The sequence below is a fragment of the Chenggangzhangella methanolivorans genome, from assembly GCF_042648545.1.
GTDB classification, from domain to species: Bacteria; Pseudomonadota; Alphaproteobacteria; order Rhizobiales; family Methylopilaceae; genus Methylopila; species Methylopila methanolivorans.
The window spans coordinates 409,569-423,906 of the sequence record NZ_JBHRXS010000004.1 but is presented as its reverse complement, the minus strand read 5'-3'; the positions used below and the strand labels follow the sequence as shown (position 1 = coordinate 423,906).

Below are 14,338 nucleotides of genomic sequence, written 5' to 3'. Positions count from 1 at the left end.
TCCCGTCCAACGGGAACGAGCCGCGCCGCCCGTCACAGGCGCGTCGCACCCCGCGAATTATCTGAAATCGTTCCAATCCGTCCCCTCCCGAGACAGATCCCATGACCCGCGACGACGACCACGGCCACGGGCCGGCCGGCCCCGCCCTCTCGCGGCGCGACGCGCTGCGCCTCACGCTCGCGGCCGGCGTCTCCGCGACGTCGATCACCATGCTCGTGACGGACCCGGCCGAAGCCGCGAAGTCCGGCCCGTTTCTCCACGGCGTCGCGAGCGGCGATCCGAAGGCCGGACGCGTGGTGATCTGGACGCGCGTCACCAAGGCCGACGCCTCGTCTCCAATCCCGGTCAAATGGACGCTTTCGAGCGACGCCGCGATGCGCAGGACCGTCAAGGAAGGGACGACGGAGGCGAACGCCGAGCGCGACTTCACCGTGAAGGTCGACGTGAAGGGCCTAGAGCCCGGCGAGACCTACTACTACCGCTTCGAGGCCGACGGCGCGGCCTCGCCGGTCGGCCGGACGAAGACGCTGCCGGTCGGCAAGGTGAAGCAGCTGCGCCTCGCGGCCGTCTCCTGCTCGAACTTCGAGCTCGGCTTCTTCAACGCCTATCGCGAGATCGCCCGCTACGACGACCTCGACGCGGTGCTGCATCTCGGCGACTACATCTATGAATACGGTCCGGGCCTTGAAGGCTACACGACGCCGGCGGCCGCGCTCGGCCTCGTTCCGAAGCCGCGCGACAAGAAGCTCGAGCCGCGCGAGGAGATCATCGCGCTCGAGCAGTACCGCGCGCGGCACGCGCTCTACAAGACCGACCGGGATCTCCAGAAGCTCCACGCGCGCAACGCCGTCATCAACATCTGGGACGACCACGAGGTCGCGAACGACGCCTGGAAGGGCGGCGCGGAGAACCACGATCCGGAGACCGAGGGCGACTACCAGGCCCGCAAGGCCGCCGGCATCCGCGCCTTCTATGAGTGGCTCCCGATCCGCGAGCCGGCCGACGGCGATCCGCTCGACCCCGACACCGGCAATCCCGACGACCTCTACCGCGTGTTCGACTTCGGCGACCTCGCCCGGCTCGTGATGATCGACACCCGGCAGGCCGGCCGCGACCAGCAGCTCGCGGCGCCGGCGCTGATCGACGTCTATTCGGGCGTCGCGCCGCAGGGGCCGTTCCCCAAGGACGTCCGCGGCGGCGGCAAGCCGCGCCAGCTGCTCGGAGGCCGCCAGGCGAACTGGGTCGACCGGCGCATCACCGAGGCTGACCAGACCTGGCAGCTGATCGGCAATCAGGTGCTGATGTTCTACCAGGCCTCGCCCGACATCGGCGCGTCCTCGCTCCTGAGCCTGCCGCAGCGGCTCGCCTTGCTGGCGGATCTCGACCGGGTCGGCGGCGCGGGCTTCGGCGACCAGATCGCGGCGCTCGGCGCCGCCGGCCTGCCGTTCCCGCTCGCGGCCGACGCCTGGACCGGCTACCCGACCGCGCGCCTCGCGATGCTCGAGACGCTCGCCAAGGCGCCGAACCCCGTCGTGCTGACCGGCGACAGCCACAACGCCTGGACCGCGAACCTCGTCCAGCCGTCGGCCGAGGGGCCGAAGCCGGTCGCGCCGGAGTTCGGCGGAACGTCGGTCTCGTCGCCCGGCTATGAACAGTATCTGCTGAACACCGCGCCGGAGGTCATCGCGGCGCTGTTCGTCGAGTCGAGCGCGAAGCGGCCGACGATCGACCAGCTGATCTACGCCGAGCAGCGCCGTCGCGGCTTCATGCTGATCGAGGCGCGGCCGAAAGCTGTGACCGTCGACCACGTGTTCGTGTCGACGGTGTTCGACCGGACCTATGTGACGGAGACGGTGCGCTTCCGCGTGAAGGCGGGCGAAAGGGCGGCGCGGCCGGTCGACTGACCGGCGCGCGTCAGACGGCGAGAGCCGTCAGCGTCGCGGAGCCGATCACGAGGCTCCACAGGCCGAGCAGCACGACGCCCACCATGGTGGCGAGCGCCGGGCGCTTCGAACCGAACATCAGGTTCCGGGCCATGATGTAGGCCGCGCCGATCGTGACGACCGGCACGGCCGCGACCGCCGTGACGGTCGGCTCGCGCAGAAGCTTGAATCCTGCGCGCCGACCGGTCGCCGCCTCGAACGCCGAAGCCGTCGCGCCCGAGACCGCGAAGCCGAGCATCAAGGTGAGCGATCCGAAGAATAGCGTCATGGGGGAGAGCCTCCTGCCCAGACCTGAGCAAGAGGCGGGCCGTCCCGATGCGGGACGCCTCAGTCGAGGTCGGTCTCGAGGATCGCCATCGAGAAATTGTAGGACAGATCGCCGTCCTCGTCGTCGCGGAACAGCACGCCCATGAACTCCTCGCCGAGATAGACCTCGGCGGAATCGTCCTTGCGCGGCCGCGCCACGACGCGGAAGCCCGGGTTCTGGAAAGTCTTGCGCAGATAGGCCTGCACGCGTTCGAGCTCGCGTTTGTCCAAGAGATCCTCCTAGGGAGAAACAGTCGCGACGCCAGCGCCTGCAGCTTGGCCGTCGTCGGAAACAGAGCCGAGGGATTGCCACGCGGGGCCGCGGGTGGCAACCGCAAGCACGGACATTCTCCCGTCATTCAGAGGATGGGCGTCCGCCGTCCAATTCCATGACGTAGGCGTAGAGGGCCTTGACCGTCGCAGCTGCGCGCCGGTCGGCGTCAGGCCCTCGGCCGAGCCCCATATGATCAGCTTCGATCTCGGTCAGGAGTTCTGCGACGGCGCGGTTCTGCGCCCCTGCGGAGAAGGCCGACAGCCTCCTGAAGATATCCGTCGTACTCGTCGGCGAATTCCGGTTGCGGCGGACCGATCCCGATCGGATCCCAGTGCGCCCATCCGATGTCGCGCAATCGGGACATGGCGACCGGACGCCGGCCTTTGATCTCCGCCATCCGCTCGCTACTCCGCCGCAGCCGCCGTCGGCGGGGCGAGGCGCGCGAGCTCTGGCGGACCGGCGAGCGCTGTCGCGGCGCGGGGCAAAATAAGCGCGGCTTTCAGCCCCGGGGCGTTGTCAGAAAGCGCGAGTTGTCCGCCATGGAGGCGCGCGACTGCCGAGACGAGCGCCAGTCCCAATCCCGAACCGGGACGGGAGCGGCTCGAGTCGAGCCGCACGAAGCGCTCGACCGCCCGGGCGCGATCCTTCTCCACGATGCCCGGCCCGCGGTCCGCGACCGCGATCTCGGCGTTGAGGCCGGAGCCCAGCGCCGAGACCGTCACCTCGTCGCCGCCGCCCTCCCCGGTCGCGTAGTTGAGCGCGTTCTCGACGAGATTGGCCACCACCTGTCCGATGAGCTCCCGGTTCGCCATCACGATGAGCGAGGACGGCGCGTCGACCTTCAGCGCCGCGCCGCGCTCCTCGGCGAGCGGCTCGTAGAGCTCGGCGACCTCGCGCACGACGTCGGCGACGTCGACCTCGGCGAGCTGTCCCCTGACGCCGCCGGATTCGGCGCGGGCGATCAGCAGCAGCGCGTTGAAGATGCGGATCATGCCGTCGCTCTCGGCGATGATCTGCTCCATCGAGACCTGCCAGTCCTCGTCCGACCGCGCGTCGCGGAGCGCCGCCTCCGCGCGATTCCGGAGCCTCGTCAGCGGGGTCTTGAGGTCATGGGCGATGTTGTCGGAGACCTCCTTCAATCCCGCCATCAGCTCGTTGATGCGGTCGAGCATCGCGTTGACGGCCTCGGCGAGGCGGTCGAACTCGTCGCCGGAACCGGTGACGGCGAGGCGCCCCGAAAGGTCGCCGGCCATGATCGAGCGGCTCGTTTCCGTCATGGCGTCAAGGCGCTTCAGCACCCGCGTCGCGACGAACGCGCCGCCTGCGAGCCCCAGCACCACGACGAGCGCGATCGACCACTGCACGGCGTTGGCGATGACGCCTGCGAGCCGCTCGCGCTCCTCGGTGTCGCGCCCCACCAGCAGCCGGTATCCGCCCGGCAGCACGAACACGCGCACCACGGCCGGATAAGGCGCGGTGTTGGCCTCGCCGACGCGCTGATAGGGCAGCTCGCGCTCGCCGGCCTCGGCGAGCGAGGCGCCGGGAAGCCCCGAGACGTTGCCCGCCAGCGTGTCGCCGGTGACGGTCGTCAGGAGATAGAGCGAGCCGTTGCCCGCGCGGTTGGAGCGCTCGTCCACCACCGCCACGAGCTTGCGGATGCCGCCCTGCCGGTACTGCTCGGCGAGGCCCGTGATCTCGGCGTTGACGGTGGCGTTGAGCTGGCCCGCGATCAGCGCGTTGGCGTGCCACGAGACATAAGCGAGCACGACCGTCGAGAGCGCGGCGAACACCACCAGATAGGCGAGCGCCAGCTTGAACGCGGTCGTTCGGAGAAGTTTACCGAGCGCCGTCACGGATCATGTACCCCGCGCCGCGAACCGTGTGCAGCAGCTGGCGGTCGAAGCCCTTGTCGATCTTCGAGCGCAGGCGGGAGACATGGACGTCGATCACGTTGGTCTGGGGATCGAAATGATAGTCCCAGACATTCTCCAGCAACATCGTGCGCGTGACCACCTGTCCGGCGTTGCGCATGAGGTATTCGAGCAGGCGGAACTCGCGCGGCTGCAGCGGCACGTCCTGCCCGCCGCGCGTCACGGTGTGGGACAGCCGGTCGAGTTCGAGATCGGCGATGCGGTAGACCGTGTCGGCCGCGCCCGCCTTGCCGCGCCGCGCCAGCGCCTCCACCCGCGCGAGGAGCTCGGCGAAGGCGTAGGGCTTGGTGAGATAATCGTCGCCGCCGGCCCGGAGCCCTTGCACGCGGTCGTCGACTTGCCCGAGCGCCGAGAGGATCAGCACCGGCGCGTTGAGGCCCTCGGCCTTCAGCCGCCCGATCAGCGAGAGCCCGTCGAGCTTCGGCAGCATCCGGTCGACCACAAGCACGTCGTAGGAGGCCTCGCCGTTCGCCAGCGCATAGCCCTGCTCGCCGTCGGCCGCATGGTCGACGACATGCCCGGCCTCGGTGAAGGCCTTGACCACATAGGCCGCCGCTTCGCGGTCGTCTTCGACGATGAGGAGTTTCATGGCCGTCGTCATGGCGCGGCTCTCCGTTCGCCGCAAGCGGCGCATTCAACACTGGTTTCTCGGATCTGTAACCGGCCGCTGCGCGCGCCCCCGCGTGGGGCGGGGAGAGCCCTGGTCACGGGGCGCGCACGGGGAGTTCTTCCGCCTAGGCGGCGCGCGCTCGGGGGAAACGCGCGCCGCCCGCAGAAGGCCCAGGCGGCGGCTCGGGGGGGACCGCTGGCGCCTGGGTCATCGGCGAAGGCTTATCCAGCCTTGCCGATCTCGATCGCGACGAACCGCGTCGCGTCGTTGCGCTTGACGAGCAGGAGCACGGACTTGCGGCCGTTCTTCTGCGCCTCGTCGAGCTGGCCGGCCACCTCGGAGACCGTCGAGACGGTCTTGCCGCTGACCTTCATGATGACGTCGCCCTGCTCGAGCTTGCCGGACGCGGCGCCGTCCTCGTCGACCTGCGTCACCACGAGGCCCTGGTCGCCGGCGTTGCCCATCTTGGACGCCGGCGAGACCTCGATGCCCAGCCGGACCTTGCCGCTCTTGGCGCTGTCGTCCTCGTCGGTCTTCAGCGAGGCCTGCTTGGGCTCGTCGGGAAGCGTGCCGAGCTTCAGCTCCTTGGTCTCTTCCTTGCCGTCGCGCCAGATGGTCAGCGTCACCGGCTTGCCGGGATCCATCGAGGCGATCTTGCGGGAGAGGTCGCGGGCGCTGTCGATTTCCTCGCCGTCGACCTTGAGGATGGTGTCGCCGGACTTCAGGCCCGCCTTCTCGCCCGGCGTGCCCTTCTGGGCTTCGGCGACGAGCGCGCCATAGGCCTTCTTGAGGCCGATTGAGTCGGCGATCTCGTCCGTCACCGGCTGGATCTGCACGCCGATGTAGCCGCGGGAGATCTTGCCGCCGCTCTTCAGCTTCTCGATGATTCCGGTCGCGACTTCCGACGGGATCGAGAACGCGATGCCGACATTGCCGCCCGAGGGCGAGAAGATCGCGGTGTTCACGCCGACCACTTCGCCCTTCAGGTTGAAGGTCGGGCCGCCGGAGTTGCCGCGGTTCACCGCCGCGTCGATCTGCAGGAAGTCGTCATAGGGGCCGGCGCCGATGTCGCGGCCGCGGGCCGAGACGATGCCGGCCGTCACCGTGCCGCCGAGGCCGAACGGATTGCCGACCGCGATCACCCAGTCGCCGACGCGCGGGCCCTCGGGGGCGCCGAACTTCACGTATTTGAAGTCCTTGCGGTCGCCGTCGACCTTCAGGAGCGCGAGATCGGTGCGCTGGTCGGTGCCGATGACCTTGGCCTTGTAGGTCGTCTTGCTGTCGTCGGCGACGAGCTCGACGTCCTTGGCGCCCTGGACCACGTGGTTGTTGGTGACTACGTAGCCGTCCTCGGAGATGAAGAAGCCCGAGCCCTGGCTCATGCCGCGCGGACGCGGGTTCGCCTTCGGTCCCTGCTGGTTCTGGCCGAACTCCTTGAAGAAGCGCTTCAGCGGGTGGTCGTCCGGAAGCTGGCCGAGACCCGGAATGTTCGGCATGCCGCCCTGCCCGCCGGGAGCGCCGGGGCCGCTCTGGCCGCCGGGGCCGTCGTCGTCGTCGAGCGCGACGTTCTTGACCCGCACGCTGACGACCGCGGGCTTCACCCGCTCGGCGACGTCGGCGAAGCTCGGCAGGGCCGGGCCGGCCTGCGGCTGGATCTGCGTCTGGGCGACGGCGGGCGTCGTTAGGGTGGTGAGCGCCTCGGCGCCGATCGCGCCGGCGACCGCAAGCGCGATCACCGAGGCAGCGATCGTCCTGCGGCGGCGCGAGGTGGCCGTGGGCTTGTCGATCGTCATGGACATCAGTCTCCGGGAAGGAAAATCCGTACGCTCCCATATGGGCGCTTGGTCAGGATATTCACCGGGCCAATCTTACGCGCGTCTGTCCGGCGCATGAAACTTACGTAAGCTGGAGCGATCCGTGACCGGTCAGCTCTTGGCGCGCGCCGCCGTTTGCTCGTCGTTCGCCGAGAGCAGCGCGTCGAGCCTTTCACGCTCGGCCTCGGACAAGCCTTCGCCGGCCGCGGCTCTCTTTCGCGAGCGGAACGCCCAGAACAGGTAGCCGAAGACGCCGACCCCAAGCACCGCAGGGGCGAACAGCCAGAGCAACAGCGTCTCGCCGCGGAACCTCGGCCGCAGCAGCACGAACTCGCCGTAGCGCTCGGTGAGGAACTCGATGACCTGCGTGTCGCTGTCGCCCGCCTTCACGCGCTCGCGGACCAGCAGTCGTAAATCTTTCGCGAGCGGGGCGTCGGAGTCGTCGATCGACTGGTTCTGGCAGACCATGCAGCGCAGCTCCGTCCCAAGCGCCCGCGCGCGGGCCTCCTGCGCAGGGTCGGGAAGCTGCTCGCCGGGGTTCACGGCGAAGGCGGGGGCGGAGGCGAGCAAAAGAACCGCCGTCATCCCGGCCGCAGCGAAGCGAAGAGCCGGGATCGTCTTCCGGAAAAGCCTCGAAGAGGCACCATATCCTGAAGACGATCCCGGATCGGCCTTACGGCCGTCCGGGATGACGCGCCCTGTCCTTGGCCCCGCCATCATTCCGCCGGCTGCAGCGCGGGCGCGGGCCGCGCCGCCTTTCTCGGGGCTCCGACGCGCAGGCGCCGGTCGGCGAGCGAGAACGCCCCGCCAAGCGCCATCAGCGCCGGCCCGAGCCAGATCAGCAGCACCAGCGGCTTGTACTGGAGCCGAAGGCCCGTCGCCCCGTCGTCGCGCGCTTCCGCGGTCGCGGCGTAGAACTGGCTGAGCCCGAAGGTCGCGATGCCGCTCTCGGCGAGGTCCATTTTCCGCGCCTGATAGATGCGCCGCGAGGGCTCCACCGCCGCGACGACGGTTCCGCCCTCGCGCAGGGTCAGCTTCGCGACCACCGAGGCGTAGTTCGGCCCCTGCCGCTGCTCGAGCCCCTCGAAGGTCACGTGGAAACCCGAGAGGTCGACGCTCTCGCCGGGCTTCAAGGCCACGACGTTCTCGCTCGACCAGGCGGTCGCCGCCACGACGCCGATGAGCGTCACGCCGAGACCCGCATGCGCCAGCGCCCCGCCCCATGTCGAGCTCGGCAGGCCCTTGGCGCGCGCGAAACTGTCGCCGAACGGCGCCTTGAAGAGCTTGGTGCGCTCCATGACTTCCGCGAACGCGCCCACGATCGCGAACAGGCCGAGGCCGATCCCGATCGGCGCGAGCCAGGGCCCGCCCAGGGTGAAGCCCGCGACGAGCGCCGTCGCCACGATCGCGACGCCGAAGGCGATCATCAGCCCCTGCGCCGCGCGATAGGCGTCGCCGCGCTTCCAGGCCAGCAGCGGCCCGAAGGGCATCACCAGCAGCACGGGCAGCATGATCGGCCCGAAGGTCGCGTTGAAGAAGGGCGGTCCGACCGAGATCTTCTCGCCGGTCGCGGCTTCGAGCGCGAGCGGATAGAGCGTGCCGACGAAGACGGCGGCGGTCGCGGCGGTGAGGAAGATGTTGTTGACGACGAGCGCGCCCTCGCGGCTGACCGGCGCGAAGATGCCGCCCTGCTTCAGCACGGGCGCGCGCAGCGCGTAGAGCGCGAGGCTGCCGCCGACGAAGACGGTGAGGATGATCAGGATCGCGACGCCGCGCGCGGGATCGACGGCGAAGGCGTGGACGGACGTCAGCACGCCCGAGCGGACGAGGAACGTGCCGAGCAGCGACAGCGCGAAGGTGAGCAGCGCCAGCAGCACCGTCCACACTTTCAGCGCCTCGCGCTTCTCCATGACGACCGCCGAATGCAGCAGCGCGGTGCCGGAGAGCCAGGGCATCAACGAGGCGTTCTCGACCGGGTCCCAGAACCAGAAGCCGCCCCAGCCGAGCTCGTAATAGGCCCAGTAGGACCCCATCGCGATGCCGAGCGTCAGGAACAGCCAGGCGGTCAGCGTCCAGGGCCGCACCCAGCGCGCCCAGGCGGCGTCGACCTTGCCCTCGATGAGCGCGGCGACCGCGAACGAAAACGCCATCGAGAAGCCGACATAGCCGATGTAGAGCAGCGGCGGATGGATCGCGAGGCCCGGGTCCTGCAGCAGCGGGTTGAGGTCCTGCCCTTCCATCGGAGCCGGGACCACGCGCTCGAACGGGTTCGAGGTGATCAGCACGAACAGCAGGAAGGCGGTCGAGATCATCGCCTGCACGGCGAGCACGTCGGCCTTGAGGCGAGCGGGGAGATTGCGCCCGAAGACGGCCACCAGCGCGCCGAACAGCACGAGGATCAGCACCCAGAGCAGGAGCGAGCCCTCGTGGTTCCCCCAGACGCCCGAGAACTTGTAGATCAGCGGCTTCAGCGAATGCGAGTTCTCGACGACGTTCAGCACCGAGAAGTCGGAGGTGAGATAGGCGTGGGTGAGCGCCGCGAACGCCAGGCCCACGAAGCCGAACTGCGCGACGGCGAGCGGGCTTGCGAGCCGCATCAGCGCGACGTCGCGCACCCGCGCGCCCCAGAGCGGCAGAATCGACTGCAGGATCGCGAGAGCGAGCGCGAGGACGAGCGCGTAATGTCCTGTTTCAGCGATCATTTCGACGTCTCCGCGGGCTTTGCTGCGGGAGCGGCGTCGGACTTGCCGTCGGACTTGCCGCCGCCACGCCACTCGCCCTGCTCTTTCAAGCGGTCGGCGACGTCCTTGGGCATGTAGTTCTCGTCGTGCTTGGCGAGCACGCTGTCGGCCTTGAAGACGCCGTCGGTCTGCACCGAACCCTCGGTCACGACGCCCTGCCCCTCGCGGAACAGATCCGGCAGCATGCCGGTGTAAGTCACCGCCTGGTCGGCCTTGTTGTCGGTCACGGTGAAGAACACCGTCGTGCCCTCGTGGCGGACCGAGCCCTGCTTCACGAGCCCGCCGAGCCGCATGCGCGTGCCAAGCGCGTCGCCCCGCTGGGCGATCTCGCTCGGCGTGCGGAAGAACACCAGCGTGTCGGTGAAGGCGTTCAGCACCAGCGCGACCGCGGCCGCGAGCACGAGGCCGATCACCGCGAGCAGCGCGAAGCGGCGGCGCTTGCGGGCGCTCGCGCGCCGGCGCGGCGAGGGAAACGAGGAGGTCGAAGCGTCGAGCGTCATCCGAGATTCCCTTTAGGCGCCGCGGCCTTCGAGCCCGAGCCCGAGCGCCAGCGCCTCGAGCCGGACCGCGGCCCGTCCGTCCGCCCCGAATTTCTCCCGCGCCTTGGCGAGCGCGTCCCGGGCCTTGTCGACCTCCCCGAGGGCGACGCGCGAGCGCACCAGGCGCAGCCATTCGCCGAGATCGCCGCCGTCGGCGGAAAGCCGCTGGTCGAGCCCCTCGACCATCTTGCGGATGAAGGCCTCGCGCTCTTCCGGCGTCTTGAGCGTGGCCGCCTCGTCGCCGGTCGGCAACTGCAGCGCCGGCACGTCGGCCATGCGCTGGAACTCTTCCTTCAGCGCCTCGAGATAGGGCGCGTCCTGGGGAGCGTTAGCGAACATGAGCTTGAGCCGCGAGAAGGCGCCGGCGAGGTCGCCGTCCTGCTCGGCGGCGCGGGCGAGGTAGAACGTCCCCTTGATCGAGGGCTGCGGCCCCTCGACCGAGCGCTCGAAGGCGGCGCGCGCCTGCGCCGTCACGACGCCGTCGGCCGCCGCGAACAGGGCCTCGCCAAGATTGGCCTCGCGGTCGGGCGTCGCGCCCAGCAGGCGGATCGCGTTGGCGTAGGCGGTCGCGGCGTCGGCCGGCCGGCCGAGCCGCAGATAGATCGGCGCGATCACCGACCAGCCGCGGCCGTCGTTCGGGTTCTTGGCGAGCGCGGTTTCGACGCGGGCCGCGAGATCGGCGACGTTCGCGCCGTCGGGCGCCTCGGTCTTGCGGGCGGCGAGCGGAAGGTCCGGCAGGTTCGGCTTGCCGAGGCTCGCATAGACGCCGAGCCCGATCGCCGGGATCGCGACCAGCGACAGCGCGGCGGCGATGCGGCGGCGGCCCGTGGACGCCGAGGCGGGAGCGTCCCCGCCGCGCTCCGAGGCCGCGATCAGGCGACGGGCGACCTCGACGCGGGCGCTCTCGGCCTCGCGCTCGTCGATCAGCCCCCGCGAACGGTCGCGCGCGATCTCGTCGATCTGGTCGCGATAGACGGCGGCGTCGGCCTCCGACCCGTCCGCGCCCGCCGTGCGGCTGCGCGCGAGCGAGCCCAGCACGACGAACACCGCCGCGCCGGTCATCACCGCGAAAATCAGCCACAAGGCCATGGTCGAGCCCAAGCCGCGTCTCCTTTTCGGCCGGTTCGTCCCGGCCGTCATGTTGGCGTTGTCATTAGAAGCGTTCGAGCCCGGCGAGAAGAGACACGGGGTCGCGCGCCGATGACGCCTTCGTAAAAATCGCCGCGAGGTGGCTGATCCTCGCGCCGCAGGGCTTTATAGGGTGAGGTTTAAATCACTCCAATTCGCCGTCCGGCCACGAGAGCCCCCGCCCTGTTCGATCTTCCGTCCCTCCTTCGCAGGCGGCGCGCCCGCCCCGGACAGACCTTCGCGCCCCCCGAGGCGCTGCGCGAGACCTATGACGTCGCCGTGGTGGGCGGGGGCGTGCGCGGTCTCGCGATCGCGCGCGCCTGCGCCGCCGAAGGGGCCTCGGTCGCGCTGTTCGCCGCAGGCGAGATCGCGGCCGCTGCCGACGAGCGGGCCTGGCCGGTGGCGCGCGCCGCCCATGTCGAGCGGCTGCGCGCGGGAAGCGACGGCGACGCCGTCCAGCGGCTCAAGCGGCTCGAGGCCGGGTTGCCGAGCCCGGTCGCGATCGACCGGCCGGGCTGCGTGACGCTCGCGACGGGCTTCGGAGAGGTCGAGCAGTTCGAGGACGCCGCGCGGCGCCTCAAGGCCGACGGCGCCGACGCCTGGATGATTCCGGCGCGCGAGACCGCGGCGTTGAGCCCGCCGCTCGCCGACTGGGCCGACCTCGGGGCCGGGCTCTACGAGCCGGGCGCGCTCGCGGTCGACGCCGACGCGCTCGCGCTGTCGATCGCGCAGGACGCCGCGGCGCTCGGCGCGCACCTCTTCTCCCATGCGCCCGTCGGCGCGATCGAGCGGCAGGGCTCGGTCGTCACCGGGGTCGAGGTGATGGCGCGCAACGTCGGCGCGGGCGCGGTCGCGCTCGCCGGCGACCTGTCGGCCATCCGCCTCGTGCGGGAAGGCCGCGGCCGGCTTTCGCTCACCCGCGACGAGCGGACCATCCTGGTGACGTCCGCCGACGCCCCGGACATCGGGCCGTCGCTCGTGATCGACGACCTGCTGATCTCGCGCGACCGCGTCGGCGCGCTGACGATCTCGGGTCCGGCCGGCGTCGACGCGATCGCGCGGCGGGCCGTCGCGATCGCGCCGACGCTCGGCGGACTGACGCTCGCGGCCGAAGAGCCCGTGACGATCTGGACCGGAATCGACGGCCTGCCGCAGGTCGGCGCCGCGGAGATCGACCGGCTCTGGCTCGCGCTCGGCTATGGCCGCGACGGGCTCTCGCTCGGGCTCGCGGCCGCCGACCACCTCGCGGCGCTGATGTCCGGCCGACGCGGCGTCGAGGCGCTTGACCCCTTCGCGCCGACCCGCCGGCCCGCCGTCCGCGCCCAGGAGACGGCTCGATGACCGGCCCCCATCGCCTTCCCGCCACGGCGCCCGGCGGCTTCGGAACCGAGGTCGACCGCTCGGAGCCGGTCGGTTTTCGGCTCGGCGGCCGCGTCTTCGGTGGGCTCTATGGCGACACGCTCGCAAGCGCGCTGCTTGCGAGCGGCGTCCGCAAGTTCGGCGGCAGCCCGCTGCTCGGCCGGCCGCGCGGCCTCATGGCGCTCGGGCTCGAAGACCAGACGCCGATGGCGCTCGAGGGCGACGCCGGCCCCTGGAGCCTGGTGTCCGGCTCCGAGATCACGCTGCGCGAGGGCCTTCGCGCCCGCCAGGCGAGCTCGGGCGTCGAGACCGCGCTGCGTCGTTTCGCGCCGGTCATGTCGCCCGATCGCCGCGCGCTTCCGGCGGCCCAGCAGATGCTGGAGCGGCTCCGGCGCGCCCTGCCGCTTCCGGGCCCGCGCCTGCCGGCCGTCGAGCCGCCGCCCTTCTCGCGGGTCGAGACCTGCGGCGTGCTGGTGATCGGCGCGGGGCTCGCGGGGCTTGCGGCGGCAGCCGCGCTCCGCTCGGCCGGCGTCGACGTGCGGGTGGTCGAAGCCTCGCGCCGCGCCGGCGGCCTCGCGGATCTCTATGGCGGGACCGTGGACGGCCTCCCGCTCGCCGGCTGGGCGTCGGCGCAGGCCGCAGGCCTTCGCGACCGCGACGCGCTGAAGCTCGGGGCGACCGCGATCTCGATCGAGGCCGACGGATCGGTCTGCGTCATGGAGCGCGACGATCCCCAGCGCCCGGGCCGCGTCACGGTCACGCTGGTCTCGGCCTCAGCCGTGGTGCTGGCGACGGGCTGGCGCGAACGGCCGCTCGTCTTCCCCGGCAACGACCGGCCCGGCGTCATGCTCGCCACGACCGCCCGCGCGCTGCTGCGCCGCCACGCCGTCGCGCCGGGCTCCCGCGTGATGGTCGCGACGACCTGCGACGAGGGCTACCGGACCGCGACCGATCTCCGCGAGGCCGGCGTCGAGGTCGGCTTCGTGCTCGACGCGCGCGCGGACCCGCAAGGCCCCGCGGTCGACATGGCGAAGGCGCTCGGCGCGCCCGTCAGCCTGTCGACCGTCGTCACCGGCGTCGAATTCGCCGAAGGCGAGGCCCAGCTCGCAGGCGTGCGGACCCGCAACCGCTTCGGCGAGGGCGCGACCGCGGGGGCGCGCATTCTAGAGGCGGACGCGCTCGTCGTCTCGGGCGGCCTCGCGCCGCGCGACGAACTCGCGCGACTCTGCGGACTCGGGTCCGATCAGGGCGTGTTCTCGGCCTCGGCCGGGCCGAACGCCGTCGAGGCCGTTGCGGGCGGCTGGGCCGCCGGGGCCGCCGCCGCGGCGCGTCTCGGCGCCGAGCCCACGGGCCCCGCTCCCGTCGTCGAGGCGAGCGCGGACGAAGCCGGCGAAGTCGCCGCGGTCCTGCCCGCGCGGCTCGACGAGCCTGGCGCCGCGGAGGCCTTCGTGGATTTCGGAGCCGACGTCACCCTCGCCGATCTCGTCGCCGCCGCCGCGCGTCGCGGGCCGGCGCCTGCGGCGGTCGCCCGGCGGCTCGGCCTCGGGCTCGGCCCGGACGGCGGGCGGCTCGGCGGCGACGTCGCCGCGTTGGCGTTCGAGAGGATAACGGGCGTCGGCTTCGCGCCGCCCTCGCCCGGCCGGCCGACGCTCGCGACGCTTGCCGCCCGCGCGCGCCTCAGAGACGCCTGAGC

General features: G+C 71.3%; 12 protein-coding genes. 3 read left to right on the top strand and 9 right to left on the bottom strand.

Going from position 1 to position 14,338, the window contains the following annotated elements:
- Window positions 1–101: 101 nt before the first annotated feature.
- A complete protein-coding gene (locus tag ACFOWB_RS07345) occupies window positions 102–1,904 on the top strand; it encodes an alkaline phosphatase D family protein (RefSeq protein WP_261403939.1) in 1,803 nt (600 codons plus the stop codon).
- Between the two features lie 10 nt (window positions 1,905–1,914).
- Here ACFOWB_RS07345 and ACFOWB_RS07340 read toward each other — a convergent pair whose 3' ends face one another.
- From ACFOWB_RS07340 to ccmI, 9 genes are all read right to left on the bottom strand, one after another.
- Window positions 1,915–2,211, bottom strand: a complete 297-nt coding sequence (locus ACFOWB_RS07340) for a DUF6949 family protein (protein ID WP_261403940.1) — start codon at window positions 2,209–2,211, stop codon at window positions 1,915–1,917.
- A gap of 59 nt (window positions 2,212–2,270) precedes the next feature.
- The gene (locus ACFOWB_RS07335; RefSeq protein WP_261403941.1) at window positions 2,271–2,480 is read right to left on the bottom strand and encodes a DUF3126 family protein; all 210 of its coding nucleotides are present in this window, start codon (window positions 2,478–2,480) and stop codon (window positions 2,271–2,273) included.
- A 447-nt stretch (window positions 2,481–2,927) separates the two neighbouring features.
- Window positions 2,928–4,376, bottom strand: a complete 1,449-nt coding sequence (locus tag ACFOWB_RS07330; protein WP_261403942.1) for a sensor histidine kinase — start codon at window positions 4,374–4,376, stop codon at window positions 2,928–2,930.
- Complete coding sequence (locus ACFOWB_RS07325) at window positions 4,360–5,055, bottom strand: response regulator transcription factor (RefSeq protein WP_315855135.1); 696 nt, start codon at window positions 5,053–5,055, stop codon at window positions 4,360–4,362. Before ACFOWB_RS07325 ends, ACFOWB_RS07330 begins: the two co-directional genes overlap by 17 nt.
- 230 nt (window positions 5,056–5,285) lie before the next feature.
- Entirely contained in the window at window positions 5,286–6,857 is a 1,572-nt protein-coding gene (locus tag ACFOWB_RS07320; RefSeq protein WP_378146902.1) for a Do family serine endopeptidase, read from the bottom strand.
- Between the two features lie 132 nt (window positions 6,858–6,989).
- Window positions 6,990–7,463, bottom strand: a complete 474-nt coding sequence (locus ACFOWB_RS07315) for a cytochrome c-type biogenesis protein (protein WP_261403944.1) — start codon at window positions 7,461–7,463, stop codon at window positions 6,990–6,992.
- A gap of 131 nt (window positions 7,464–7,594) precedes the next feature.
- Window positions 7,595–9,580: a heme lyase CcmF/NrfE family subunit gene (locus tag ACFOWB_RS07310; RefSeq protein WP_261403945.1), complete on the bottom strand. Its 1,986-nt coding sequence runs from the start codon at window positions 9,578–9,580 to the stop codon at window positions 7,595–7,597.
- Window positions 9,577–10,119 (bottom strand): cytochrome c maturation protein CcmE, encoded by a 543-nt coding sequence (ccmE, locus tag ACFOWB_RS07305; protein ID WP_261403946.1) that lies wholly within the window; start codon window positions 10,117–10,119, stop codon window positions 9,577–9,579. The genes ACFOWB_RS07310 and ccmE overlap by 4 nt, the downstream gene beginning before the upstream one ends.
- Before the next feature lie 12 nt (window positions 10,120–10,131).
- Window positions 10,132–11,259 (bottom strand): c-type cytochrome biogenesis protein CcmI, encoded by a 1,128-nt coding sequence (gene ccmI, locus ACFOWB_RS07300; protein WP_261403947.1) that lies wholly within the window; start codon window positions 11,257–11,259, stop codon window positions 10,132–10,134.
- A gap of 306 nt (window positions 11,260–11,565) precedes the next feature.
- Here ccmI and ACFOWB_RS07295 point away from each other — a divergent pair, with 306 nt between their 5' ends.
- Both ACFOWB_RS07295 and ACFOWB_RS07290 read left to right on the top strand, forming a co-directional pair.
- Window positions 11,566–12,627 carry an NAD(P)/FAD-dependent oxidoreductase gene (locus tag ACFOWB_RS07295; protein WP_261403948.1) on the top strand — a complete coding sequence of 354 codons (1,062 nt, stop codon included), beginning with the start codon at window positions 11,566–11,568 and terminating at the stop codon, window positions 12,625–12,627.
- Window positions 12,624–14,336 carry an FAD-dependent oxidoreductase gene (locus ACFOWB_RS07290; protein ID WP_261403949.1) on the top strand — a complete coding sequence of 571 codons (1,713 nt, stop codon included), beginning with the start codon at window positions 12,624–12,626 and terminating at the stop codon, window positions 14,334–14,336. Before ACFOWB_RS07295 ends, ACFOWB_RS07290 begins: the two co-directional genes overlap by 4 nt.
- Window positions 14,337–14,338 lie beyond the last annotated feature (2 nt).